The 25,666-nt window shown below is 32.9% G+C and carries 26 protein-coding genes; 14 read left to right on the top strand and 12 right to left on the bottom strand.

Annotation, left to right across the window (positions count from 1 at the left end; translation table 11 throughout):
• Nucleotides 1-41 precede the first annotated feature (41 nt).
• Complete coding sequence (locus tag NLM59_RS09540) at nucleotides 42-698, top strand: rhomboid family intramembrane serine protease (RefSeq protein ID WP_304417552.1); 657 nt, start codon at nucleotides 42-44, stop codon at nucleotides 696-698.
• Between the two features lie 107 nt (nucleotides 699-805).
• Here the strand turns inward: NLM59_RS09540 and NLM59_RS09535 are convergent, their stop codons facing one another.
• On the bottom strand, nucleotides 806-1,117 hold the full coding sequence (locus NLM59_RS09535; RefSeq protein ID WP_369426792.1) for a YbaB/EbfC family nucleoid-associated protein: 312 nt from the start codon (nucleotides 1,115-1,117) through the stop codon (nucleotides 806-808).
• A 94-nt stretch (nucleotides 1,118-1,211) separates the two neighbouring features.
• Between NLM59_RS09535 and NLM59_RS09530 the strand changes: the two genes are divergently transcribed.
• Together NLM59_RS09530 and NLM59_RS09525 are read left to right on the top strand one after the other, a co-directional pair.
• Nucleotides 1,212-1,760: a hypothetical protein gene (locus NLM59_RS09530; protein WP_304417551.1), complete on the top strand. Its 549-nt coding sequence runs from the start codon at nucleotides 1,212-1,214 to the stop codon at nucleotides 1,758-1,760.
• Nucleotides 1,761-1,762: 2 nt separating this feature from the next.
• Nucleotides 1,763-2,185: a hypothetical protein gene (locus tag NLM59_RS09525; RefSeq protein ID WP_304417550.1), complete on the top strand. Its 423-nt coding sequence runs from the start codon at nucleotides 1,763-1,765 to the stop codon at nucleotides 2,183-2,185.
• Here NLM59_RS09525 and obgE read toward each other — a convergent pair.
• Genes obgE through lysS form a run of 4 tightly spaced genes read right to left on the bottom strand, consistent with a single transcriptional unit; the run spans nucleotide 2,173 to nucleotide 6,357 of the window.
• A complete protein-coding gene (obgE, locus tag NLM59_RS09520; protein WP_304417549.1) occupies nucleotides 2,173-3,162 on the bottom strand; it encodes a GTPase ObgE in 990 nt (329 codons plus the stop codon). The two genes, NLM59_RS09525 and obgE, sit on opposite strands and share 13 nt — an antisense overlap.
• A gap of 53 nt (nucleotides 3,163-3,215) precedes the next feature.
• The gene (locus NLM59_RS09515; protein WP_304417548.1) at nucleotides 3,216-3,506 is read right to left on the bottom strand and encodes a DUF721 domain-containing protein; all 291 of its coding nucleotides are present in this window, start codon (nucleotides 3,504-3,506) and stop codon (nucleotides 3,216-3,218) included.
• A 55-nt stretch (nucleotides 3,507-3,561) separates the two neighbouring features.
• On the bottom strand, nucleotides 3,562-4,638 hold the full coding sequence (gene recF / locus NLM59_RS09510; protein ID WP_304417547.1) for a DNA replication/repair protein RecF: 1,077 nt from the start codon (nucleotides 4,636-4,638) through the stop codon (nucleotides 3,562-3,564).
• Between the two features lie 30 nt (nucleotides 4,639-4,668).
• Nucleotides 4,669-6,357: a lysine--tRNA ligase gene (gene lysS / locus NLM59_RS09505; protein ID WP_304417546.1), complete on the bottom strand. Its 1,689-nt coding sequence runs from the start codon at nucleotides 6,355-6,357 to the stop codon at nucleotides 4,669-4,671.
• Between the two features lie 73 nt (nucleotides 6,358-6,430).
• Here lysS and NLM59_RS09500 point away from each other — a divergent pair, with 73 nt between their 5' ends.
• The gene (locus NLM59_RS09500; RefSeq protein ID WP_304417545.1) at nucleotides 6,431-7,171 is read left to right on the top strand and encodes a hypothetical protein; all 741 of its coding nucleotides are present in this window, start codon (nucleotides 6,431-6,433) and stop codon (nucleotides 7,169-7,171) included.
• Nucleotides 7,172-7,286: 115 nt separating this feature from the next.
• On the opposite strand, the gene holA is transcribed toward NLM59_RS09500, so the two are convergent.
• Nucleotides 7,287-8,297, bottom strand: coding sequence for a DNA polymerase III subunit delta (gene holA / locus NLM59_RS09495; protein WP_304417544.1), 1,011 nt, complete (start codon nucleotides 8,295-8,297; stop codon nucleotides 7,287-7,289).
• 43 nt (nucleotides 8,298-8,340) lie between these two features.
• Here holA and NLM59_RS09490 point away from each other — a divergent pair, with 43 nt between their 5' ends.
• Entirely contained in the window at nucleotides 8,341-8,742 is a 402-nt protein-coding gene (locus tag NLM59_RS09490; RefSeq protein ID WP_304417543.1) for a type I restriction enzyme HsdR N-terminal domain-containing protein, read from the top strand.
• On the opposite strand, the gene NLM59_RS09485 is transcribed toward NLM59_RS09490, so the two are convergent.
• Together NLM59_RS09485 and NLM59_RS09480 are read right to left on the bottom strand one after the other, a co-directional pair.
• On the bottom strand, nucleotides 8,728-10,164 hold the full coding sequence (locus NLM59_RS09485) for an MFS transporter (RefSeq protein WP_304417542.1): 1,437 nt from the start codon (nucleotides 10,162-10,164) through the stop codon (nucleotides 8,728-8,730). The genes NLM59_RS09490 and NLM59_RS09485 overlap by 15 nt on opposite strands.
• A gap of 123 nt (nucleotides 10,165-10,287) precedes the next feature.
• On the bottom strand, nucleotides 10,288-11,844 hold the full coding sequence (locus NLM59_RS09480; protein ID WP_304417541.1) for an OmpA family protein: 1,557 nt from the start codon (nucleotides 11,842-11,844) through the stop codon (nucleotides 10,288-10,290).
• A gap of 120 nt (nucleotides 11,845-11,964) precedes the next feature.
• On the opposite strand from NLM59_RS09480, the gene NLM59_RS09475 reads away from it, so the two are divergent.
• From NLM59_RS09475 to NLM59_RS09435, 9 genes are all read left to right on the top strand, one after another.
• On the top strand, nucleotides 11,965-12,834 hold the full coding sequence (locus NLM59_RS09475) for a lysophospholipid acyltransferase family protein (protein ID WP_304417540.1): 870 nt from the start codon (nucleotides 11,965-11,967) through the stop codon (nucleotides 12,832-12,834).
• The gene (locus NLM59_RS09470) at nucleotides 12,831-13,814 is read left to right on the top strand and encodes a glycosyltransferase family 2 protein (protein ID WP_304417539.1); all 984 of its coding nucleotides are present in this window, start codon (nucleotides 12,831-12,833) and stop codon (nucleotides 13,812-13,814) included. Before NLM59_RS09475 ends, NLM59_RS09470 begins: the two co-directional genes overlap by 4 nt.
• A 59-nt stretch (nucleotides 13,815-13,873) precedes the next feature.
• Nucleotides 13,874-14,626: a GLPGLI family protein gene (locus tag NLM59_RS09465; protein WP_304417538.1), complete on the top strand. Its 753-nt coding sequence runs from the start codon at nucleotides 13,874-13,876 to the stop codon at nucleotides 14,624-14,626.
• Between the two features lie 11 nt (nucleotides 14,627-14,637).
• Nucleotides 14,638-14,868, top strand: a complete 231-nt coding sequence (locus tag NLM59_RS09460) for a hypothetical protein (RefSeq protein WP_304417537.1) — start codon at nucleotides 14,638-14,640, stop codon at nucleotides 14,866-14,868.
• Nucleotides 14,847-15,383: a GLPGLI family protein gene (locus NLM59_RS09455; protein ID WP_369426793.1), complete on the top strand. Its 537-nt coding sequence runs from the start codon at nucleotides 14,847-14,849 to the stop codon at nucleotides 15,381-15,383. The genes NLM59_RS09460 and NLM59_RS09455 overlap by 22 nt, the downstream gene beginning before the upstream one ends.
• Before the next feature lie 15 nt (nucleotides 15,384-15,398).
• Nucleotides 15,399-15,551: a hypothetical protein gene (locus NLM59_RS09450; protein ID WP_304417536.1), complete on the top strand. Its 153-nt coding sequence runs from the start codon at nucleotides 15,399-15,401 to the stop codon at nucleotides 15,549-15,551.
• 72 nt (nucleotides 15,552-15,623) lie between these two features.
• A complete protein-coding gene (locus NLM59_RS09445; protein WP_304417535.1) occupies nucleotides 15,624-16,385 on the top strand; it encodes a GLPGLI family protein in 762 nt (253 codons plus the stop codon).
• Nucleotides 16,386-16,604: 219 nt separating this feature from the next.
• Nucleotides 16,605-19,262 carry a peptidase associated domain and porin domain-containing protein gene (locus NLM59_RS09440; RefSeq protein ID WP_304417534.1) on the top strand — a complete coding sequence of 886 codons (2,658 nt, stop codon included), beginning with the start codon at nucleotides 16,605-16,607 and terminating at the stop codon, nucleotides 19,260-19,262.
• 21 nt (nucleotides 19,263-19,283) lie between these two features.
• Nucleotides 19,284-19,937: a TlpA family protein disulfide reductase gene (locus tag NLM59_RS09435; RefSeq protein WP_304417533.1), complete on the top strand. Its 654-nt coding sequence runs from the start codon at nucleotides 19,284-19,286 to the stop codon at nucleotides 19,935-19,937.
• Nucleotides 19,938-21,434: 1,497 nt separating this feature from the next.
• Here the strand turns inward: NLM59_RS09435 and NLM59_RS09430 are convergent.
• The 4 genes from NLM59_RS09430 to NLM59_RS09415 all read right to left on the bottom strand — a co-directional run bounded on the left by NLM59_RS09430 (nucleotide 21,435) and on the right by NLM59_RS09415 (nucleotide 25,586).
• Nucleotides 21,435-22,265 (bottom strand): DUF5694 domain-containing protein, encoded by an 831-nt coding sequence (locus NLM59_RS09430; protein ID WP_304417532.1) that lies wholly within the window; start codon nucleotides 22,263-22,265, stop codon nucleotides 21,435-21,437.
• 140 nt (nucleotides 22,266-22,405) lie between these two features.
• On the bottom strand, nucleotides 22,406-22,795 hold the full coding sequence (locus NLM59_RS09425; RefSeq protein WP_304417531.1) for a hypothetical protein: 390 nt from the start codon (nucleotides 22,793-22,795) through the stop codon (nucleotides 22,406-22,408).
• 155 nt (nucleotides 22,796-22,950) lie between these two features.
• Nucleotides 22,951-23,997: a DUF4932 domain-containing protein gene (locus NLM59_RS09420; protein ID WP_304417530.1), complete on the bottom strand. Its 1,047-nt coding sequence runs from the start codon at nucleotides 23,995-23,997 to the stop codon at nucleotides 22,951-22,953.
• 194 nt (nucleotides 23,998-24,191) lie between these two features.
• The gene (locus NLM59_RS09415) at nucleotides 24,192-25,586 is read right to left on the bottom strand and encodes a leucine-rich repeat domain-containing protein (RefSeq protein ID WP_304417529.1); all 1,395 of its coding nucleotides are present in this window, start codon (nucleotides 25,584-25,586) and stop codon (nucleotides 24,192-24,194) included.
• Nucleotides 25,587-25,666: the final 80 nt, after the last annotated feature.

The following is a 25,666-nucleotide window of genomic DNA, read 5'->3' as shown; positions in this document are numbered from 1 at the left end:
TGCCTATCGGCTTAGTTAGCATAATGATTATTATTCATTTAATGAACATTACGGGCTGCTATGGCATTATTCCTCGTTATGAAATTGGTATCAAAGGAATTCTTTTAGCGCCACTCTTCCACTCAAGCTGGGAACACCTTTTTAATAATGCTGCACCTATACTAGTGCTAGGCTTTATGGTGTTTAGCTTTTACAAAAAAGTAGCCTACCTGCTCCTAACCGTTGGCTGGGTATTAACTGGGGCCTTAGTTTGGCTATTTGCTGATTTAGGAATACTTGCCTCTGACAACCATATTGGTTGTCATATTGGTGCTAGTGGAATTGTCTATATGCTCGCCTTTTTTGTTTTTGCGAGTGGTATCATTCGTAAGTCTCTTCCGTTGATTGCTGTTTCGCTTATCGTGGTATTTTTATACGGCGGAATGTTATGGGGAATCTTCCCAGAAGAAGTAATTGTTTACACCAAAGAACAAGAGAGGATCTCATGGGAAAGTCATTTCTTTGGAGCCGTGGTTGGTGTTTTCTTTGCTTTCATTTGGCGCAACGTTGGTAACCAAAATAAAAAATATTCTTGGCATCGACGTGGTGATTATGTTATGGAAGATGAAGAATTATGGCAGCGATATCTTGAGAAATATCCCGAGGAAGAAGAAGATGATCCAGAACCAGAAAAGCCTAAATTCAAGGATTTATTTTAGTTAGAAAAACTACTTGATTAAAACAAACAATAAAACCCGTAAATTTTTGTATTAAAAATACTTACAGGTTTTTATTTAAACTTTGTGTTTAATAAATATAATAAAGACTAAAAGCCCATTCCTGGAATCTTAGGCATTCCTTGTTTAGCTACATTTTCTATTTCAGTATCAAACTCATTTTGTGCTTTATCTAAGGCTTTGTTAAGAGTTAAAATTAAATAATCAACCAACTGCTCTTTATCCTCTAAAAGCTCATCCTCAATATTTAATTCTTTGATTCTACCATTTTTGGAAACTTTGGTCGTTAACAATTTATCAGAGGTAGCTTCTGTCAAATATTCATTCGCCAATCTAGTCTTGGCCTCTTCTACTTTGCGTTGAGACTCCTGTAGTTGCCCCAACATTTTCATCATATCCATATTCGTTGTTTTAAGGAGTTAAAGATAAATAAAAAAAATGTCAATCTAAATTTGCGTGGTTTTATTAACTTTGTAAATTCATAATTAAATAAACATGCGCTTAGCTATATTCGTCCTTTTACTTGCAATTATCGGCTGTAAATCGGAAAATAAAGGCCCCCAAGAAGTTATTGAATCTAAACCCTTAGAAATTTCGGGGAATGAAATCATTAATTACATCACTTATTGTAATGATAGATTTGATGTATGTATGATTTATCCAAGCAACTTTAGTGCTCAACTCGAGCCTGCCAATGGAGATGGTCGTACTTTTAGAAATGAAATAGACTCGGCTGAGATAGTTTTATATGGTTTTATCGATCAAACTAACCAAGGACTTCAACCTCAATTAGATTTATACAAAGAGTTTTTAGAGATTGAAAATCAAAACAAAATTGATAATGGTTACGAAATCTTAGGTAAAGATCTAGAAACTGGCTTTATACACAAGGAGAGAATCTTCATTAAACCTGACACTACGGCAGGTAAATATACCGACGGAACTCCTATGAATATTATCTATTCACTACAATTCACCTATCCTCAAGAAAAAGATAAAAAGTACAAGAAATATTGGTCTAAAATGATCGAGAAACTAAACTAAGAATGACAAAGATTACTTTTAAAAACATCCAACTTTACCTATTTTCATTCCTTGCTGTAGTAGCATTTTTATTTATCACATATCATTTCTTAAACGGAAGAATATTTCGTTTAGGTTTCTCAATTGATAAAGCCAATGAAATTGGACTATCTTTATTAGTTTTCAGCTTAATTTGCAGACATTTAAGCCATAACTTCATAAAGTATGACCATGATCATTTAGCCTTAAAAATTAATAAGATAAAGAGTCGTGAATTTTCATTTAGCTCTATTCAAGAGTATAAAATTGACGATAATAAATTAAAAATATCCTTCAGAGATGAGTCTGAGGAGAAATTTAATTTAATGTTTTTAGATGAAAAGGATATCAAGCGTTTGGATGCCATTTTAGATATCCATATTCATGAATTTCTTCATACTTCTTGATTCAACTTTTCCCAAAGAATATCTTTTAACTCACTAAGTCCTGTTTGAGCCACTGATGAAATAAACACAGTTGGAAGATCTGTAGGAAGTTGTTTTTGGATTAAAGCTTTTAGCTCTTCGTCTAGCATATCGCTTTTAGAAATTGCTAAAACACGATCTTTATCCAATAATTCTTTATTATACTGCTCAAGTTCATTAAGTAAAATATCATACTCTTTCTTGTGATCTTCGCTATCGGCAGGAATTATAAATAATAAGGCTGCATTTCGCTCAATGTGACGCAAGAACCTAATTCCTAAACCTTTACCATCACTCGCTCCCTCAATAATTCCAGGAATATCAGCCATTACAAAAGACCCAAATCCTCTGTAATCTACAATCCCTAAATTGGGTGTTAGCGTAGTAAATTCATAATCACCAATCTTTGGTTTTGCTGCCGTAATCACAGACAATAAAGTTGATTTTCCAGCATTTGGAAACCCTACTAGCCCCACATCAGCCAAAATTTTCAACTCAAATACGATATCCATTTGTTTAGCAGGTTCACCAGGTTGTGCATAACGAGGAGTCTGTTTGGTTGCTGTCTTAAAATGCCAGTTACCTAAACCACCTCTACCACCTTCTAAAACGACAAACTCATCACCTATATTAGTGATTTCTCCTAAGAAATTTCCATGTTCATCATTCACTACAGTTCCTAAAGGAACCTCGATAATTACGTCTTTTCCATCCTTACCAGTAGACCTTTGTTTACCACCATTTCCACCTTTTTCGGCTTTTAAATGTCGTGTAAATCTTAAATGAAATAAAGTCCATTTATTAGGATCAGCTCTAACAATAATATGACCACCACGACCACCATCACCTCCGTCGGGACCTCCTTTATCTACATATTTTTCTCTTCTTAAATGAGCCGAGCCTGCTCCTCCTTTACCGGATGTTACATTAATTTTAACGTGATCTATAAAGTTGTTCATGGATTTCTTTTAGTAAAAATTTTAGGTTGAATACAGTTAATCGGTGGTTTTACTCACAAAAACTTTACCTCTTTTATATATTCTTCCCCTATGTACTGATTAATATGATTCAGAATTTTTGATTTCCCGTAGGATAATTCTGATTTTAAAGCTGGTGAGTTCAGTTTAACGAACAAAACTTGATTGCGCACAAATAACTGATCGGTATAATTTTTCAAAAAATCACCCATCTGATCATGCCAAGCATCTATCGCCATACTTTGCAGAATTTTATCCTCCATTCCATGTTCTTTAATGAAATAGCGAATCGCTTCTGATATGGTTACTTCGTTTTTCTTTTTCATTTAGCCTTTAAATTACACCATTTGAATAGAGCAAAAGCTCTTTGAGTAATTCATTTTAGAGCTCAAAGATAGCGTGTTTCTCGTTGATTTTAGACAAAACATTTTGAGTTCTTTCTGGATGTGTGTCCGATAAGAAAATCTGACCGAAATGCTCTTCGTTTACCAACTTAATTAACTGCTCTACTCTGCTTTCATCTAATTTATCAAAAATATCATCTAAAAGCAAAATTGGAGTTACCTTCAATTGAGTTTTTATGATTTCTAATTGAGCTAATTTCAATGAAATCAAAAAGGATTTTTGTTGACCTTGAGAACCAAATTTTTTAATCGGATGATCTGATATCTTAAACTTTAAATCATCTTTGTGAATCCCAGAAGATGTGTATTGCAAAACTTTATCTTTAGCTAAGTTATGCTTTAAGTAATCCGTTGTTGTTTCATCTAAATCAGATTTATACTCAATTTCAACTATTTCTTTTCCTGTAGAAATATATTCATAATAATTCTGGAAAATAGGTTTGAAGTCCTCGACAAAATATTTTCTTTTATGATAGATTTTCTCACCTAATTGCAATATTTCTTGATCAAAAATATCCAGCTGAACAGCATCAAAAGTTCGATTGGCTGCAAAGTATTTCAACAAGGCATTTCGCTGTTGAAGTACTTTATTATAGCGAATTAAATTCGCCAAATAAGTAGCGCCTGATTGCGAAATTATACTGTCTATAAACTTTCTTCGAACATCGCTTCCTTCGCTAATTAAATCTCTATCGTAAGGGGAAATTATAACGGCGGGAAACTTCCCAACATGATCCGAGAGTCTGTCGTAAGCCTTTAGGTTTCTTTTGGCTGTTTTTTTTTGAGCTACATGAACCCCACATTGAATATGGTCTTCTTCGCCGTCTTTATTAAACCATCCTTCCACCATAAAGAATTCCTCACCAAAACGAATGTTCAGCTTATCTGAATGGTTGAAATAAGATTTTAAATGACTTAAATAATAAATCGCATCCAAGATATTAGTCTTGCCTCTACCGTTGTTTCCAACGAAGGCATTGATCTTTGGAGAAAAGTCAAAAGTCTTCTCTTCAAAATTCTTGAAATTATTAAAATGGATGCGATTTAAATACATTTATATATTCTTGAATTTGGCTTTGACTGATTAAATTAAATTAACCCAAAGTCCATCTTCTGTTTTTTCTACTTTAGCTAACTCATTTTTAGTCAACTCCTTAATAGCTTTATCCCACTTTTTATTAGATAGACCCGATTGATCTTTTAAAGCTGATAATTCAATTTTCTCTGCTGACTTCAATAAATCTAAAACTGTTTTAGCATCTTCAGAAACTTCTGGAGCTTTCTTCTCTGGCTTCATTTGAGGGAAGAATAAAACTTCCTGAATCGACTGCTGATTGGTTAAGTACATAATCAAACGGTCCATTCCAATTCCTAATCCTGCAGTAGGTGGCATTCCGTATTCTAGCGCTCTTAAGAAGTCTTGATCAATGAACATAGCTTCGTCATCACCTTTGTCCAACAAGGCCATTTGCTCTTCAAAACGCTCACGCTGATCGATTGGATCATTTAACTCAGAATAAGCATTGGCAACCTCTTTACCACAAACGATTAACTCAAAACGTTCTGTAAGTTCTGGGTTATCTCTGTGCTCTTTAGTTAACGGACTCATTGATTTTGGATAATCTGTAATGAAAGTTGGCTGAATATATTTAGCCTCACATTTCTCACCAAAAATTTCGTCAATCAACTTTCCTTTCCCCATGGTTTCATCAACCTCGATTTCCATTTCTAAGGCAGCCGCACGTAATTCCTCTTCAGATTTTCCATTAATATCAAATCCTGTATGCTCTAAAATAGCATCGCGCATAGTTACACGTGCATAAGGAGCTTTAAAGTCGATTTCGTGCTCACCAAAAGTCGCTTTGGTAGTTCCGTTCACTTCTTTAGCAGAATACTCTAGAAGCTGCTCTGTGAACTCCATCATCCAATTGTAGTCTTTGTAAGCCACATAGATTTCCATCGCTGTAAACTCTGGATTATGCGTTCTGTCCATTCCTTCATTTCTAAAGTTCTTAGAAAATTCATAAACTCCATCTAATCCACCAACAATCAATCTTTTAAGATATAACTCATTAGCAATTCTTAAATATAATGGAATACCTAATGCATTGTGTTGCGTAATGAATGGTTTTGCCGCAGCTCCACCAGGAATAGCTTGTAAAATTGGAGTTTCAACCTCAAAATAGCCACGATCGTTAAAGAAAGTTCTCATGGCTGTATATAATTTAGTTCTCTTCTTGAAAACTTCTTTTACATGTGGATTAACCACCAAATCAGCATAACGCTGACGGTATCTTTGCTCTGGATCTGTAAATCCATCATGAACATTTCCGTCGGCATCTGTTTTTGGTAATGGCAATGGTTTTAAAGATTTACTTAAAAGTTGCATATCCTTTACCATAACGGTCATCTCGCCCACTTTGGTTTTGAATAATTCACCTTTAATTCCGACAAAATCACCGATGTCCATTAATTTCTTATAAACCTCGTTATATAAAGTTTTGTCTTCACCCGGACACATTTCGTCACGGTTAAAGTAAACCTGGATTCTACCTTCACTATCTTGCAATTCAGCAAATGAGGCTTTTCCTTGAATTCTTCTAGCCATTAATCTCCCGGCTATATTCACTTGTTTACCTTCCTCAAAATTCGATTTTATAGATGCCGTAGTTGCGTCCACATCGAATCCTTCTGCTGGATATGGGTTTATATTTAATTTTCTTAGCTCGGCTAATTTTTGTCTTCTAATTTGTTCCTGCTCCGATAATGCCATATAAAAATCTTTAAGTCTGCAAATTTACTACAATTTATAGGGAATTTTGCTTAAATTAGTCAAAACTACTATTATGAAACAATTAAGTATACTTCTTTTAGGATTTTTCCTATTGACTTCCTGTGAAATTACAGAAAAAGTCTACATCGACAAACAGGGTAATGTAAGCTATTCATCTAATATGGACCTGACTCAAATGATGGAAATGGTCCCCAAGGATGAGCTCAAAGAAAATGATTACCCTATAGATTCCATTTTTACGGTGGATGGTATTGCCAAATCACAAACAGAGTTTTCTAAAGGCTTCGAAGGTGATGAAGAAAAAGAACTCATGAAAAACTTCAAAATTCATGTAAAATTAGATGATGACGAAAGTTTCATGAATATGATTTTGGATAAGAAAAACTTAAATGAATTTAATTCATTTATGTCTAATCTTTCGAGTGATATCGAGCGAATCAATACCAAACGATTGAAGCAAAATGAAAAATTACCAGACTCAGCTCAACTAGATTTAATTGATATTCCTATTTTTTCAATGCCTAAGTTAAGCTATAATAAAAAGTCTTTTAAGCGAACTGGTCCTATTAAGAGTATAACAGAGTCTTCTAAGAATGAACAAATGAAAGGCATGGAAGGTCTGAAGGATATGGTTAGATTCAAACTGGAATATCACTTTGAACGACCTATTAAATCTGTTTCGGATAAATCAGCAAGATTGAGCCCAAATGGTAAAACAGTTTACATCGAAAAACCGATGTCAATAGCTGTAGACGACCCCAAAGCATTTGATTTTGAAGTTAAGTTTAAGTGATAAATTTTAAAATAAAAAATGGCAAAGTAATTAAGTTAAACCTTTTTACTTTGCCATTTTTTTATCAACTGATTAAAGCACAATTGCATTTATTTATTGCCCCTTATATTTTAAATTAAAGTCTATAAATTTTGTAAACCAACTCACGCATTAAATCCTCTTCGGTAACTGAACCCGAAGCACCAACACCTTTAGCTTTTACGTCGGCTTCTCTTAAGAATCCTATGATTTGAGTTACTTTTCTCAAGGGATATCTTTTTGCTGCAGTTTGATATTCATTTACGAAATAGGGATTGATTTTAAGTTTAGCAGCTACTTTTGCAGGATTCTTGTCCGGTAGGGCGTGGTAAATCATAACATGAGTAAAATACCTAAACATCACCGCCAATGTTGCAAAAATTGAATTATCTTTTGGATTCTTACCGAAGTATTCAATAATTTCAAATGAACGTTTGATGTTTCCTTCTGAAAAGGATTTCGTTAACTCAAAATTATTATAATCCTTACTGATACCAATGTATTTCTCTACTAGCTCAGAAGTAATTTTCTTTTCATTCTTTAATAAAACTGCTAGCTTATCAATCTCATTATGAATTCGAGAAAGATCTTGACCGATGTTTTCAGCCAATAACATTTTGGCTTTTTCTTCTAAATCAAAACCTTTGGATTTAGCTAACTTAGCAATATATGGAGGAAGTTGATAATCTCTAATTTTAGCAGACTCTGCCAAAATATGGTTTTTCTTAATAGCTTTAATCGCACTATTTCGTCCGTCTGGCTTGGCAAATTTAAAGTTGAAAACTAAGATCGTAGAAGCCAGTGCATCATTCGCATAAGCGCTTAAATGATCTAATTGCTTTCGTAGATTTTGTGCTTCCTTTACAATGATTAACTGATAATCAGACATCATTGGATATTGTCTTGCCTGCAAAACAATATCTTTCATTTCAATTTCATTTCCGTAGAAAATATGTTCATTAAAAGCTTTTTCTTCTTCTTTCAATACATATTTCTGTAAATCCTCGGTAATAGCATCAATAAAATAAGGCTCATCACCCCACAAAAAGTAAATAGGTGCGAACTTCCGGTTTTTAATATCTTTGCGTATGGATTCGAATTCCTTCATTCAGATTGCAGCGTTAAATTTTCCCGAAAAATACCAATTTCGTTTGAGAAAGTCCGAAAATGGCGTTCAAATCTTTTGCCCCTTGCGCAAAAAGTGGTTTGTCAACACACCCGAAGAATGGGTTAGACAACATGCAGCTCAGTTCATTCATAAATCTTTTGGTTATCCTTTAAACAATTTAGTTGCTGAATATCCAGTGAATATAAATCAATCTAATCAGCGTGCAGATATTTTGGTTTATAAAAATACTCAACCTTTTATTTTATGCGAATGCAAAGAACCTAGAGTAGAAATAGATCAAAAAACTTTAGATCAAGCTATGCGTTATGCACAAGTCCTTAAAACTACATTCATTTATCTAACCAATGGTATTCAACATCTTTTTGTACAGATTGATTTCAATCAACGCAAAGTAGAATTCATTGATGAACTACCCCATTATTGATTTATCTGCTTCTTCTTTTTGAGCTTGTAGATATTCATATTCTCCAAACAAAGGCTCGTCCACGCGAATCGTGAAATAGGCCGCAATTAAAAAGAAGACCCCTCCTAGACACAAGTATAGAATAGCATAATCATCAAAAAAGCTTTTCACGATTGGGCCTCCCGCAATTCCATTTATAATTTGAGGTATTACAATAAAGAAATTGAAAATACCCATATAAACCCCCATTTTCTTTAATGGTAATTTATCTATTAATAAAGCATAAGGCAATGCTAAAATACTTGCCCAAGCGATACCAATACCAATCATACTAATCCATAATAAGTCCGGATTTGCAATGAAGTACATCGAAAATAATCCTAATGCACCCATGACTAAAGAGAAAGCATGAACGAACTTTCTACTCGTAGCTTTCACAAAAGCGGGAATAACAAACGCCCATCCTAGTGCCACGAAATTATAAATTGCGAACAATATACCTACCCAATCACCTGCTATATTAAAGGTCTCTGAATTAGTATCTGACGGTAATAACCCATAATGATGTGTAGCCAAAGCCGATGTAGTATACACCCACATCGTAAATAAAGCAAACCACGAGAAAAACTGCACTGCACCAAGCTTTTTCATTCGATTGGGCATAGCTTTAAAGTCATCCCAAATTGCGCTTAAATTTTTATTTTCAATGCTTTCAACTTCTTTATCATCGTCAGCATATAACTCAAATTCCTTAGGTGAATATTCCTTGATGGTAACAATGGTGTAAATAATCGTTAGCAACAAAACAGCTGCACCTACATAAAATGACCATATCACATTATCAGCCACAAAACCTTCTGGAGCGACATTAGATACTCCAAACCAATTGGTCATTGCCCATGGCAAAAAAGACCCAATCACTGCACCAATACAAATTAAAATCGTTTGAACAGAGAAACCGATTGTACCTTGAGTTTTGGGTAGCATATCCCCCACCAAAGCTCTAAAAGGTTCCATCGCTACATTCACTGAGGCATCCATTAAAGCTAAAAAGACAACGGCTAACAACAATACACTTGCTCCAAAAAATTGAGTCACCGAAGCCGCATTTGGTAAAAAGATTAATCCAATAGCACATAAAATTGCGCCCACTAGAATATAAGGCTTTCTTCTACCCAACCATGTCCAGGTATGATCACCAAAATGCCCGATTAATGGCTGTACTAATAAACCTGTAATAGGTGCGACCAACCAAAACCAAGATAATTGCCCCACATCTGCTCCAAAGTTGGCCAATATTCTACTGGCATTTCCATTTTGTAAACCAAACGCCATCTGAATTCCCATAAACCCCATGCTCATATTGATAATGGTAGAAATAGAAAGTTCCGGCTTTGGTAATTTCTTAGAATTGCTTGATGTTGTATGTATTGAATCTGACATGAAAAACGTGTTAAGTCTAACAAATATAGTTAAATAATTAAAGCAAGTGTTTTGAATACACTTTAAATTTATTCCTAAAAAAAAGCCCCGAAAATTCGGGGCTGTGATTTAATTATTTCAAAATTACTTTGCAGTAACTCTAATATCAACTCTTCTGTTTTGTGCCATACAAGCTGGTGTATCATTGGCAGGACAAATTGGATGTTGAGATCCATATCCATCTGCAGTTAATCTTCCTGCATCAATTCCAGCATTTACAACATCTGCCATTACAGCTTTAGCCCTAGCTTCTGATAAAGGTACATTCACATCGTCTGCACCAGCATTATCTGTATACCCACCAAATTTAGCTTGAGCATTTGGATATGCTTTTAAAATGGCAGCAATATTATCTAATTGTTGTCTAGATTCAGCATCTAAGGTGTTCAGATTAGTTTCAAAATAAACTCTGTCCATAGTGATCCAACCTTGTGTTTTGTCATCCGATACTGTATTCGACTCATTTGTGATGAAATCATACAATTTCCATTCGGTAGACTTATTACCTACATTTAATTTTGTTCCATCTGCTAATGTAATTTCAGTCGTTTCTCCAATATCATATACAAATCTATTCTTAGCCTCGTCATAATCTCCACTTACTTCGTTTGAAACTATGGCTATTTTATCTACGATTTTAATAGCTGCACCATCCATATCATAAACAAGATCACCATTTGCGTCTACTACAAAACCATCTTCGATAAGTTTATAATTATCATTATCTATAACAATAGGATTGCTATCAGCATTTAATAAAGGAGAAGCTTGCGCGTTTACAACTTCTTGATTTTCATTTAATGTATAAGTCGCGAAGTTTTGAATTTCACTTGTATTAATTTCAGTTTTTGCAGCATCTGCGGTTGTATCGTCATTACATTGTTTCATTAACAACCACAACAACCCAAGCGCTACAATAATTCCAAGAAGTGGGAATAACCACTTAGTGAATCCACTTGCTTCATTGTCATCGTCGTCATCAGAAAGGTCAATATTATCATTTACTCTTTTAGTCGCTTCTGCTTGTGTTTCCATAGTTTTCCCTTGAATGCTAGGCGCAACACGCGTAGTAGTTTCGCTAACTACACTTCCCATTTTACCTAGACCTAAAGCTCCAACCAAAGATTCTAAACCAGAAGGAATAGCTGCGAAAATAGATTCTTTTTGCTCAGCAAATAAACCTGATAAACTTTCAGCGGTTAAACCTTGTTTAGAAATCTCTCCACCCAACACATTCATAATCAACGGAAGGATAGCAGCTAATATATTAGAAGAGGCATCTTTTTCAATTCTAGCATAATTAGCAATTTCTTGACTCAATTTAGCTTCTTTATCTCCAAACAAACCTGTAAGCAAAGTTTTTCCTTGCACCATAAGCGAATCTCTATTACGCTCATAAACATCTGTGAAATTACTATCCTTAAACAAGTCGGTTAAGTCACCTTTTGTTGCTAAGTTTATCAAAGTATTGGCGCTGCTGTCCACTTTAGATTTCTCTGTAATAAATCCTAAAATGGTTGGAATAGCTCCCGTAACTGCATTAGAGGTATTACCTCTACTCTCACCAACATAATTACTAATTTTATCAATTACCGTGGTGGTAATTTCGTTTTTAACCCTGTCTAATAAATTCAAACTCATAGTTTCTTGGTTTTAATTAACTAAAACAAATATAGTTATTTTAATTGATGCGTTTTTAATCTAATTTTCCATCTTCTGAAATCGCTGATTATAAAAGAAATCATACCTTTGTTGAGCACTATGAATACAATCTACAAGAAGCTACTTTACGGTTTATCGGCTCTACCTTTAGGAGTCTTATATAAATTATCTGATTTTTTGTATTTTCTTCAAAACTACGTGATTAAGTATAGAAAAAAAGTAGTTATTGAGAATTTAAAAAACTCATTTCCTGAGAAGTCAGACAAGGAAATTCAACAGATTTCTAAGCAGTTTAATAAAAACTTTTGTGATTTTACGGTTGAAACCTTAAAAGGTATCACTATTTCTCAAGAAGAAATAGACCAGCGAATCTCTGTGAAGAATATAGAGGTGATGCAACGTATTTATGATGAAAAGCGAAACGTGATGGTTTTGTGTGGTCATGTTTTTAATTGGGAATGGCTAAAAGGTTTAGGTGTACATCTTCCAACACCAAATATTTTTGCGGTATATCATGTTGCTAAAAATGAATTGGTAAACGAAATCATTAAGAAAAGTAGAGAAAAATTCAACGGCGAAACCATTCCAATGCAAAAGGCAACCGAAGGAATTCTAAGAATCCCAAATGATGGAGATTCTCTATTTTTAATGGTAGCAGATCAGAGCCCTTATAAGAAAGCCATTAGATATGATTTACAATTCTTAAATCAAACCACACCCGTATTTCAAGGTTTTGATAAATTGGCCAGACGAAAAAATATGGGAATTGTTTACTTAAACATCAGCAAACCCAAACGTGGTAAATATGAATACGAAGTCATAGAAATCACACCCGATGGCGATGATTTTAAAGAGAATGAAGTCGTTCATAAATTCTTTGATTTATTAGAGAAAAACATTCAGCAAGACCCAGCCAATTACATGTGGACACACAAAAGGTGGAAATACAAAAAAGGAATTCACTATTGAAAATAGCTGTTGTAATACTTAATTGGAACGGAAGAAAACTTCTAGAACAGTTTTTGGGGACCGTTTGCGAGCATTCTAAAGATGCTGATGTATATATTATAGATAATGCTTCTACCGATGATTCTATTAACTATGTTGAACAAAATTTTCCAGAGGTTCGTATTGTTCAAAATCCAGAAAACTATGGTTTTGCTGGTGGGTATAATCAAGGTTTAAAAAACATTGATGCGGATATTTATTGTTTATTGAATTCAGATGTAGAAGTTACGGCGAATTGGCTTGCTCCTATGTTTGATTTATTTAAAAATGAAGAAATTGCTGCTGCACAGCCTAAGATTTTAGACTTTCATCATAAAAACAAATTTGAATACGCTGGTGCGGCAGGTGGTTTTCTAGATAATTTTGGATATCCATATTGTAGAGGACGTGTGTTTTGGACTTTAGAAGAAGACAAAGGTCAGTATGACGACGAAATTCAGATATTTTGGGCAACTGGCGCTTGTATGTTTATTCGATCCAAAGATTTTTGGGAACAAGGTGGTTTTGACGAAGCTTTCTTTGCTCACATGGAAGAAATCGATTTGTGTTGGCGACTCAACAACGCCGATAGAAAAATATATTACACCGGAAAATCTTCTGTGTATCATGTGGGTGGAGGAACTTTAAGCAATAGTCCAAATAAAACTTATCTTAACTTCAGAAACAGTTTATGGATGTTGGTCAGAAATCTTCCAACCTATAAAATTCTACCGGTTGTTTTTTCTCGAATGGTATTGGATGGCGTAACTGCATTTGTGTTTTGGCGATATGAAGGTTTTGGACACTTTATGGCGATTTTAAAAGCTCATTTTAGTTTTTATGCTAAAGTGGGACATTATCTAAAATCAAGAAGAAGCCCCGGTAAAAGCTTTTGGAAGCACAAATTTGTTCCTTGGCAATATTTCATATTAGGCCGAAAAAAAATCACAGACTTAGATTAGTTTTCCTTTATTTATTGAAAAATTGTAACTTACCGCTTGAATATTAAAAAAATACATTTATGCGTGTACTTACTTTTATCTGTTTAATTCTTTGCACAGGTTTGTTTGCCCAAGATGCATTGAAGATTAAATATGGGAAACAAACTAAATACGACATTTCTCAAAAAATCATAGAAACAAATAAAGACCTTGCTGAGGCTTTAAGAAAAGCCATGCAAGATATTACAGATTATGAACTGGTCGTCTATAACAATGAAGCTCAATTCGTTTTTGTTGAAAAAATAAAAAATGATCAAACTGAAATGAGTGAAGGCTCATCTATAATTGTAACTTTTGGTATGCCCGACGAAAAGGTATATTCCAATTATAATACGGGGATAACTTTCAGATCTTTTACTGCTAATGGTAAATATACCCTTATCAAAAGTGAATTACCCACCTATGAATGGGAATTAACACGAGAAACCAAAGAGATTTTGGGGATTAAAGTGAGAAAAGCTATTATAAAAAGTGAAAACAAAGAAGAAACAGCCTGGTATGCTCCACAAATCACCTATAAAGCAGGTCCAGAAGATGTTTGGGGTTTACCTGGTTTAATCTTAGAATATCAGGTTGATAGAAAAACATCTAAAGGAATTAGAACTACTCATATTTTCGCGCAAGAAATAGAGCAATTGGATGCCAACTTAGTTAACATAGAAAAACCCGATGAAAGCAAAGCTATTTCTCCAGAGCAATATAAAGAAGAAACTGAAGCATATATGAAAAAGCTAAAAGAAATGTACTCTCAAGGGGTTGACACTTCTGATTAAATCTAAGAACTATGAAAATCAAAATCACGCTACTCTCATTTATACTTTTACTATCAAGTCCATTCTTTGCCCAAGATGCATTGAAGGTTAAGTATGGTAAGCAAGAGAAATGGGAAATGAATGAAGAGTCCGCAAAAGACCCAAGGTTAGCAGAAGCTGAACTCAGAGCCATGGAGGAAGTTAGAAATGTCGAATTGATTCTATTAGGGAATCAAGCTGAATACAGTTTTGTAAAAAAATAGATAATCAGCAATATGATAAAGATGGCCCGCCCCCCATCATCGTTTCTTTTGGAAGTGATGATAACAAACATTACTCAGATTATGATACTGGCATCCAGTATATAACTTATACAATGTTCTCAACGAGTAGAACTGTTAAAAAAGACCTTCCTACTTATGACTGGCAATTAACAAGGGATACTAAAAAGATACTAGGACTTGAGGTAAGAAAGGCAACAGCGAAATTGGATAATAATTCAATTATAGCATGGTATGCTCCTAAAATCCCATACAAAGCTGGACCAGAAGATGTTTGGGGGCTTCCAGGGTTAATTTTAGAATATAAGTTAAATAATAATGATTATGAGATTCATGTTTTTGCGAAAGAGCTAGATTATTTAGAAGGTAATAATGTTAAAATTAAATTCCCAGATGATTCTGAAGCTATCTCACAAGAGGAATATCAAAAACAAATCATGGAGGAAGCAAAAAAAATGGAAGAAATGTACTCTCAAGGGGTTGACACTTCTGATTAACCACTAAAACAAATCATGAATATTTATAGAATTATTGGGCTCATTATAGCCATTATTGGAGCTGTAATTATGTTTACTTGGGATAGTGAGTATGATTTTTTGCTAGGATTTTTAATTGGTGGTGGGATTGCTCTTCTGTTTTCTGGCAAACCTAAAAACCTCGATTAATTCGAGTTTTATTTAACATACAGGGTTGTAACATAAAAATGTTTTGTTCGTCTTATGTATAAAATTACTATCATGAAAAACATATTCCTACTCTTATTTGCTTGTTTAGCAATTACTATCCAAGCACAAAAATCTACAGAATTTGTAGAAGTTACCTACGAATTGCGCATGGACATGGATGCCGAAACCGTAATTCAAAGTATTCCACAGCAATATCGTGCACAGGTAGCCGATCAGATTAGACAAGAATTAGCCGACGGTATCAAAATCAATTATATCTTAAAAACCAATGGTCAGGAGTCGACTTATGAGATGGTTGAAAAAATTAGCAATGCACAATCTCCAGTTGGAATGATTACTCAACAAATGATGAGTCAGGACAAAGGTGTTTTTTACAAAGACCTAAAAGAAGGGACTTTCTTGAAACCCTATGATATCATGGGAACTAAATATTTGGTAAAAGATAAATTACCAGAATATACTTGGGAAATCACGCGTGAGAACGAAGAGATTGCTGGTTTTAGCACCAGAAAAGCTATGGGACAATATAACGATACTATTTCTGCAAGAGCTTGGTTTGCGCCGAAAATCACTATTAAAGATGGTCCGGATAGAACTTGGGGACTACCAGGCTTAATCCTAAAAGCCGAATTCAACACCAATGGTGTAGATATTAATGTTACTGCTCTTTCGGTAGCCGTTAAAAATGAAGAAATTAAAATTACTAAACCTGCAGGTGGCAAGCAGCTTAGCCAAGAAGCTTTTGAAAAGGAAATGCTAGAAATACAAAAGAAAATTCAAGAAATGATGGGTGGCGGCGTTGACACCGAATAATATATATTAAGCATTCAAAAGATTATTTTAATTAAAAGAAACCAATAGAATGAGTAAATTTTCGAAGGGAGATTTACTCACTTTTTTAAATCCAACTCCATGGATAAACGAATTAAAACCCAATGAACTTCTTCCCTCCTATTTTAGGATGATTTATGTAACAGAATTATTTTGTGTTCGTCTTATCAAATAGTTGGTTAGCTTTATAAAAAAAGAAACATGCAAAAGACTCATTTTTACTTCCTACTTCTAATATTATCTTTTAGTTTTTTATCCGCACAAGAGAAATGCAACTACCGCGGAATGGTTTTAGACTCATTACAATTTCCGGTATATGATGCCTCTATTTCGGCATTTGATGAAAATAACAAAAGCGCTGGATTTACCTTTTCTGATAAAGAGGGAGAATTTAAACTAGAAATGGATTGTGGTAAAGATTATGAAATCGAGATTGAGCATGTGAACTACGCGCCACTTTTAAAGAAAATTTCTTTAAACAAAAATATGCGTGAGGAGATTATACTCCAAAGCTCTAGCGTAAAGCTGCAAGATATTGTGGCACAAGGTAGAATTCCTATTAAAATGAAAGGCGACACCATAGAATTTGATGCAGATTCATTTAAAACCGGTAGCGAAGAAACTTTAGAAGATGTTTTAAAAAAATTACCTGGTATTCAAATAGAAGATGGAAATGTATTTTATCAAGGAAAGCAAATTCATTCTATTAAAGTAGAGGGCCGAGAAATCTTTGGGGGAAACACCAAGCTTTTAACTAAAAACCTACCTTCAGATGCCGTGGATAAAATACAGTTGAATAAAAAGTTTAAGGCGAATCCTTTTGCTAATTCCATGCAAGACGAAGAGCAACCAGAGCTGAATATTGTATTAAAGGAAGATAAGAAAAATCTCATTTTTGGGAATGTCTCTATGGGTGGAGATGCCGATAAGCATTACGATTTACAAGAGAAACTCTTTAGGTTTAGCCGCAAGACAGATGCTACATTGATTTCGGATTTCAATACCTACGGCAAAACAGTTTTCTCTAACGAAGATTACTTTCAATTCTTGGGTGGAATCTCTGAGTTTATGGAAGAAGGAGGTTCTAATGCTTTGCGTTCTAGTATGACGAGCGTGATGTTCGGTTCGGGACAAAAAGCCACAAGCATGAGCAATCATTTGGGTGCTTTTCACTTTGGATATGAACCCATCAAGAAATTAAATATTACGGCTTTTGCCTTGGCAACAGATAATAACTTGAATTATGAATCCAGTACCGAAAGAATATATTCTGACTTCACCCAACGTGACGAAAAGACCAATAATCAAGATATTTTTTCTTTTATCTCTAGATTAAGAGTAGACTATAATATCAACCCAAATTCAAATTTAAAATATCGTATTAACTTCAATGAGCAGAACCAAGATAATTTAAGCGATATCAATAGTTTTATGAATGATGACAGCGAGCCAAGCATCATCAGAAAAACAAAACAAAGAAGGGACAACACCAATGTGAGTCAGCGATTGAGCTATATCCGAAAAGTCGGAAAAGATGATAACTTTGGGTTGTATTTTACACATTCACACCAAAAAGAATCTCCTGATTTGCAATTAACAGCTACCGAAGAACCCTTCGCTGGATTCTTTGAGTTTACTCCCATAAATGATTTATATACTTTAAACGAAAACCAAGAATTAGTTTCAAATACGTTTCAAGGATTGGCGATTTACAATCATTTAATTACCAATTTAAGTAATATTAGAATTAAGTTAGGTTTAAATAAAAATGATCAGAAATTAGAGAATTCATTGTTTAACCATACGGAGTTAATTCAAAATGAATTTACGCCAACCCAAATGGAATTCGACTTTACCGAACTCTATGCAGACGCAACTTATACTCGTAAAATCGATAAATTTAAATTTGATTTAGGTGCTGGAATCCACAAATTCAAAACAGAAAACATGGGTACACAGACCTATAGTTCCCTTGATTTAACACGAGTTCTACCACATTTTAATGGAGAATATAAATTTAGTAATGCTAGTTCGCTAAGGCTTAATTACGAACATACCTATGAAATTCCACAAATAAAAGAATTAACGGAGGCTTATGACATTCAAGGTTACTTTGATATTTACAGAGGTTCTGCCAACTTAAGAGAAACCAGATATCAAAAGGTGAATTTGAGCTATAACATATTTAATTATTTTAAATTCTTCAACCTTTGGACGAGTCTTAGTTATTCTAAAAAGTCAGACAACATTAGAACCGAAGGATTTTTCGCTGATCAAATTCAATTTAGTACACCATTTAACTCAGAAACGCCTGAGAACACTTGGTCCTACTCTATTTATGCTTCTAAAAGATTCAATAAAGTTTATACCTTAAAAGTAAATGGAAGTTTAAGCTTTGCTGATTTTGAGTCAAGAAACAACAACATTACACTAGAGAATAAGTCTGATTTTTATTCTGGAACACTAACTAACTCTTTTAAATTTAGAAAGAAATTTGAGCTTGATGCAGGATTAAACTATGCTAGAAACGACTATAGCAACCAATTAAACGAAAATCAATTTGTGAATTGGAAGCCTTTCTTAAAAACGGCTTGGATGCTTTCGGATGCGATTTTATTACAGGCTGATTATGACTTTAATAACCAATTTTCTAATGGTGGAAAGATCAACGAAAACCATGATTTAGGTTTTAGTGTTAGATACAAACCAGCTAGGAAAATATATACTTATCTGATGGCTGGAAACTTGTTAGACAATAACAAAATTGTGAGTAATAGTTTCAATGATTTCTATACGAGCATCAATACCCGCAATACTTTGGGGAGATATTTTATTGCGAGTGTTAGATATAAATTTTAACTTTCAAGCAAATAACTAGTTATGTCTTTTAGAATTATATACATTTTCACCTTGGCTATTTTTGCTTTGCCCTTGATGGGTCAAGAGGTTAAATTATATCAAATGCCCGGTAATCAGATTATTTCTCATGAAATATACGAGAATGTCGCCACCGAAATTGTGGAGCAAAAAGGCATCATCATGTTATATGATTCTATTCAAAGAAATGACACAGTTTTCTATCGTGTAGGTATCAAGCCAGATTATAGTAAACAGAGAAATCCATATGCTAAATTTATGCAGATGATTGGCGAGGATTTTCCCTTAGATTTATTTAATATTAAACCTAATGGTCAGCCCATTTTCGTCAACTTTTGGTTTACCAGTTGTCCTCCTTGCATTAAGGAAATCCCTGTTTTAAATGAATTAGCCGGCAAATACGATGATAAAGCTCAATTTGTAGCGATTACTTTCAACACACAGGAACAGGTTGATAAATTTCTAGAAACACGTCCGATTAACTTTAATCACATCACCAATCAAAAATCGGCTTTAGGTAGTTTTGGCGTAAGAAGTTATCCTATGAACATGCTTTTAGACAAAAACGGAAAGATTCTTTATGTCGATGGCATGTTGAATTACACCCTATGGGAGGTTGAAATGTTGTTGGATAAGGAAATCAAGGCGAAGAAGTAAGCTTTGACGGTTCGCTGTTAGCCGTTCACAGTTCTCAGTTTTCGGTTTTCTGTTTTCGGTTTGTTCATTTTTTACTCTTTATTCTCTTCAATAGAATTCCGTAGAACAAACACACATAACTTATTGTATTTCAATCACTAGGAAAAATGACGAGTAAACTCAAGGTTTTTGCGAGTAAACTCTATGTTTTCTCCTGGTTTTATCAGTCAATGCTTTTTAATTTAGCTCTAAACCTATAATTTATAAGTGATGATACTATTTGAACGCTATCTTTTATCAATAAACTTTTCAAATACGTTTGCTGTTTTGTTGATTTGTTTGATCACGCATTTCGTGAATAATGTACATTTTAATTTAAACTTTACATCTCTTTTGAATTTTAGCAACAAACAACTTCGAGAGAATTACTCTAAATGTTCTTCAACTGTTAATTTAAAGTCAGATAATGCAAGAATTTTAATTAAAAAATATCAGAAAAATAAGATCAGTTTTCGATGCAAAAACTGAGCATTTTAATATAAATTATAGTTACTAACCTATTTTAAAAAGCCTGGAATTTTGTTTCAGGCTTTTTTTTGCCTAAAATCATGCGCATCTTTTGACTTTTTCATCCGCATCTTTTAGTCATTTCATGCGCATAAAGTTGTAACATCATGCGCATAAAATGATTTTTTCATCTAGACGGAATATTTTTTCATGCAGATGAAGTGAAATTATCTAATTTCCCTCCAATTACAAGCTCTTTTAATTGATATTTCGTTGCAGATTTCTCTCAATTTATTAGCTTTTTATACCTAAAATTGACTTTATTTTATTCTTTTTTTGAATGATTTTAGACTAAATTTTGACTCTAAAAACTGTTCTAAATGCATGATTTTTTAACTTAAATTATAAGGTAATTTTAAGCGTTTTAGTTATGCGGCTCACGAGTACTATTGATTTTGATTTTCAGAAGAGAATATGAAGAATGTTAATACACTTGCACCAATTGAAACAAACAAGGAGGTATAGATTTCAAAATTTGCTAAATAATATAAAGCTAAAAACATTAATAAACTAGCTACAATTGATTTCGTTAATTTTCTTTTCAACTTGTTAATGATTTTATAATCTTATTTTAAATTCCGTAATCCTAATAAATAATTATATACGTTTTATAAAATTCGTGAATTTGGGTGAATTTTATGATTTAAAATAAACAAAATTTGTGTCGAGAATAAGATTTCCCATTTTATTAATTCACGATATAATTGCTTATCCACAAAATTGCTTAAAACAGAGATCTTATTATATTCTATCTTCATAATTTACAGCCGGCTTAATTGTTGTTTTTATTCAGCATATTGAGTCTCAAATAACGCACAACGATCTCGTATAACCCTTAGTTACGGGTTAATAAGCGTTAATTTTCGGTTTAGCACTGTCGTTAGCAATTCCTAGTGGATTCGAACGCAATCGAATCCACTAGAAACTGCGGTTATACATTGTTAAAGCCAGTTATTTTAAGTAGTGTTCAACAGGAACACCTTCATATTTTGGACTTCTTGAAATGAAATCTCTGAAAAATGCTGTATGTCCAGCTCCCATAAGAATAAAGACTCTATCATCTTCGGAAAGAGGAATTCTATTTAAATTTGAAAACATCCTTAAATTCCGTTTATAAAACTCAGAAGCTTCATCTGCTCCGTGATGTCCGCTATTCTTTCCAACATAAGTAAGAATATCTGCATTAACATTTATATTCCAATTTAAATAATCATTGGTATTCATAAGAGTTAGTGCTTTCTTCAATGACATATTCTCAATCTGATTATAGGCTTCCGCACTTGATTTAAAATAATTATATGTCACAGAGTCAATATCATTATTCTTTATCTCATCCCCAATCATATAATTATACCCCAGCTGATGATCTATTCCATAAATTCTTTTTGATTCGGAAAGACGTCCGACTTCAAAAGCAATAAGTTGAATCTCATTGATATTTTTGAATTCCATTGTTGGGTTCATCTTATATTGCTTGAAAATTTCTTGCAATTCTAAATTATAACTTGGTACTGTTTCAACAATGATAACTGTTGGTTTGAAATCTGATAAAAGTTGAGCAATTTCATGAGCCTGCTTTTGATTATTTTGATTATTCTCATCAAATTCTGTTTTATTTTTATCTGGAGTATAACCAAAATGAAAGGTTCCAAAATTTAGAACTTTTATTTTCTCTGACTTGTTCCACTCAATGTTTGTTTCATTATATGAACTTACATATTTATCATCATTTTGGCAAGATAAAATCAGCAAAGCGATTAAAAGACAAAATACTCTATTCATTGATATTGATTTAATTAGCTACGTTTGGATATAGACTCAACAGCGACAGATAGATACAGAAGTCTTTGCAAAGTCACGGTGTAGACAATAGGGAATAAAATTCAGTATAGTACTTCCCATGCATACCTTTTTTGCTACTGTTATTTAATTAAATATACTTCTTTTATTATTTCGTAATCGGCAAAATTTGCACTACTTTTTTGAATATACGAATCCTCTTTTACTTCAATAATTTCTACTTTCAAAAGTGCATTTTCAGGTAAGTCGTTAAACTCTTCCAAGTTTATATCTTTTGGTTTTAGTGTATATGTACATTTGTCAATCCAATTCACTATTAGTTCGGTTGCATCTTTTGATCCATTACTTCTTTCGATTTGAATACTATCATTTCTGCTGATAAAACTTCCTTTGGATATTGAGTCTTTTCTAATTTCAAATTCACCATTTTTAAACTTTTCACAGTTCAGTTGTTGCGCATTGAGATTACAAAAATCAAATAGAAAAAGTGTTATTATAGTCAGTATTTTCATGGTTTTTCTTAATATTGGCTAACCGTCTCAGCTATGTTTAGTTGCGTGGTTTAGCAATTAACTTTGCAAGTACACATCTAGTTGGAAATTCCGCGAGGATTTTCAAAAGTAGGCTATAACTAGCAATAAATTACATACGTTGTTGTAAGCAGTTTTTATTTCATTCGTTCAATTAATATTGGATAGAATTCATCAAAAGTTTTGTACTTCGTTCTATTTAGTTCATAATCTTTTAGAATCTCCAAAATTTCTTCGACCAACCCAAATCCAATTGATTTTTCAAAATCCAGTAATTTTTTAGCTTTTTCTTTTTCAAACCTCTGTTCGGTTATATGAATCGTAGTTGCTCTCAAAAGAAGCTCGTTGAAAACCCATTTCCATTCACCATACCCTTGGTTATTCCCAGTTGTTTTCAATTCTTCTGTGTAGTATTTGGAACTTAACTCCTCTACTTCTTTGTTATATTTCTCAACTAACGGATTGACAAATGAATGACCAAATTCGTGAAGAATTAAGTCAGTTTCTATAAAGTCTTTATCAAAATACGGAACAAAATCAATTTCTCCATTTGGACCTAAAAGCGCATAAACTTCTCTTTCTCCTTTTTCATTTATTATTTCCGAATTAAAGCCTCCTGCGTGAATTAATGGTGAAAGAATTAGATTATATGAGTTTAGTTTTTTGCCATAGTATTCCTCTAAATATGTTGGTAATTTGTCGATGGTTTCAGAGTTTCTTACTTGTGTAATCACTTTTTTATTTAAAGGTTTTATAGCCATTAAGTATTTTTGAAAAAGGGTATCTTGATTAAATTTAATCAGTTCTTTTCTGAATTCTTCAAGTAAGTATTTTTTGTTTTCAGGAACGGTTGAATAATCATCTGCTTTTTCTTTGATTTTTTGCAATTCAGGAAAATTTGAAAATTGAAGTATCCATTCTACAGTTCTATAATATGAAAAATTATATTTTGTAGATAAACTGTCAAATAGTTGAACAGCCTTATGCTCTTTTAATCCCTGTAGTTTATTTTTTAAAGTGTTTTTGTAAAGGTTTTCGTGATTATTAACCAAAAAATAATCATTAAAATATGCTACAGAATATAATGTTTCAATTCTTTCGTCTATTGTGATGTTCAGTTTTGATTCTTGACCTAAACAATTTAAAGAGACTAAAAGCAAGATTTGTAGTATTACTTTATTCATTCAACTTGTTTTCAGATAAGGACACTTTTTTGTTTAATTTATTACAGTTCAAATTGGTGATAATAAGCTTTCGTGTATGAGCTGTGGCGTGTTTTAGCACGAACCTCTCTAAATATAAACTAACTTTGGGAAATCCAAAGATTTTCCAAATGAGAACAGACCGAGCCATAGCTTATATACGGTGTTGTAGTGCGTTATTTTTCACTTCTTGTTTGATATTTTATTCCACAATTCGGCAACCAACTCTTCAGGTTTTCTTTGTCTTTTTCAGTTAGATAATCATCATCAATTCTTAATGTTCTTAAGTTGGTCAACTTGCTAATATTTGGCGAAATTGATTTAATCGGATTGTTCCATATTTCCAATTTTTGTAAATTAATTAAATCTCCAATATTCTTTGGAATACTCTCAATTTGATTGTCAAAAATCAAAAGCTCTTTTAGATTAGTTAAATATTTAGTTTCAGTTCCTAACTCACTTACCTTGTTTGTGTACAAATAAAGTGTTTCTAAATTTTCAAGGCGTTTATCTATAAATGATAAATTAGTAAATGAATTATCATTTAAAGAAAGCCATTTTAAATTCGGTACATTTTTAATCTCATCAGGTAAACTATTCAAATTGTTCTTTGATATATCAAAATGTTCTAAACTATCTAATTTAGATAAGTCGCAATTGATTTCTGAAATTTTTGTTTCTGCAATAGAAATACTTTTTAGTTTTTCAAGTTTGTTTAGTTTACAAGGAAATTCTTTAATGGGATTTCCTGCAACAATCAAATTCTGTAAGGAACTTATTTCTAAAACTTGGCTTGGGATTTCTGTTAAATCATTTCCCGTGAGAATAGCTTTATAAATGTCAAGTTTCTCTAAACCATTTGGCAATGAAGTCAAGTCCTTATTTTGAAGCCATAAGTATTTACCTTTTTTGTCTGTCGAAATAACTGAATTATCACTTTTGTAACTACTTGAAATTTTATTACCTCCAATTTCATTACAAAGTTCTGTAATTTTTTCTCTTGCGCCTTTTTGTTTTGAACCGTTAATTGTAAATAACCACGCTTTAATTTTAGCGTCACTAACGATACAATCAAATTCAAAATTTGGATTCCAATCTACTTGCTTAAAGTCTCTTATTTTCTCATTTCCAATATAGAATTGCAATCTGTTAGGTATTTCTTCGATTTTTGTTGAAGTAATTAAAATTCCGTTTTTTGGAATTGTAATTTTTTTAGTCCAAAATTCAGTTTCAGGAAGTTGTGGATAATTCTCAATTCCAAAAATAATTCCTGCTTCTCCACTAAATTCTTTTGGAAATGTAATTTCATTATGTTCTTGCCATTTTAAATAAGTCCAAGCTGAAAATAACAGATAAACAATTGTTAAACTGGTTTGACTGATTTTAAAAATCTGTTTGTTGCTTATATTACGTTTAAGAACAAAGTCAATTAAGTAAAGAAGAAGTCCAATTCCAATAAAATATAAAGCAAGAATTATTAAATACCCTAAAGTCAGAATCGCAACTGCAATTCCAAGTAAGATTGTTAGAAATCCACAAATTTTTAATGGTGTTGATAATATTCTTTTCACGATTTTTTTAATGCACTACAACATAGTTATAAACGAAGTCTTAATGGAATTATGGCTGTTATATTCACCTTGTACGACAA

The organism is Profundicola chukchiensis (assembly GCF_029664245.1).
Classification (GTDB): Bacteria; Bacteroidota; Bacteroidia; order Flavobacteriales; family Weeksellaceae; genus Profundicola; species Profundicola chukchiensis.
Note: the sequence above shows the minus strand (reverse complement) of the source record. Positions and strands in the feature narration are given on the sequence as shown.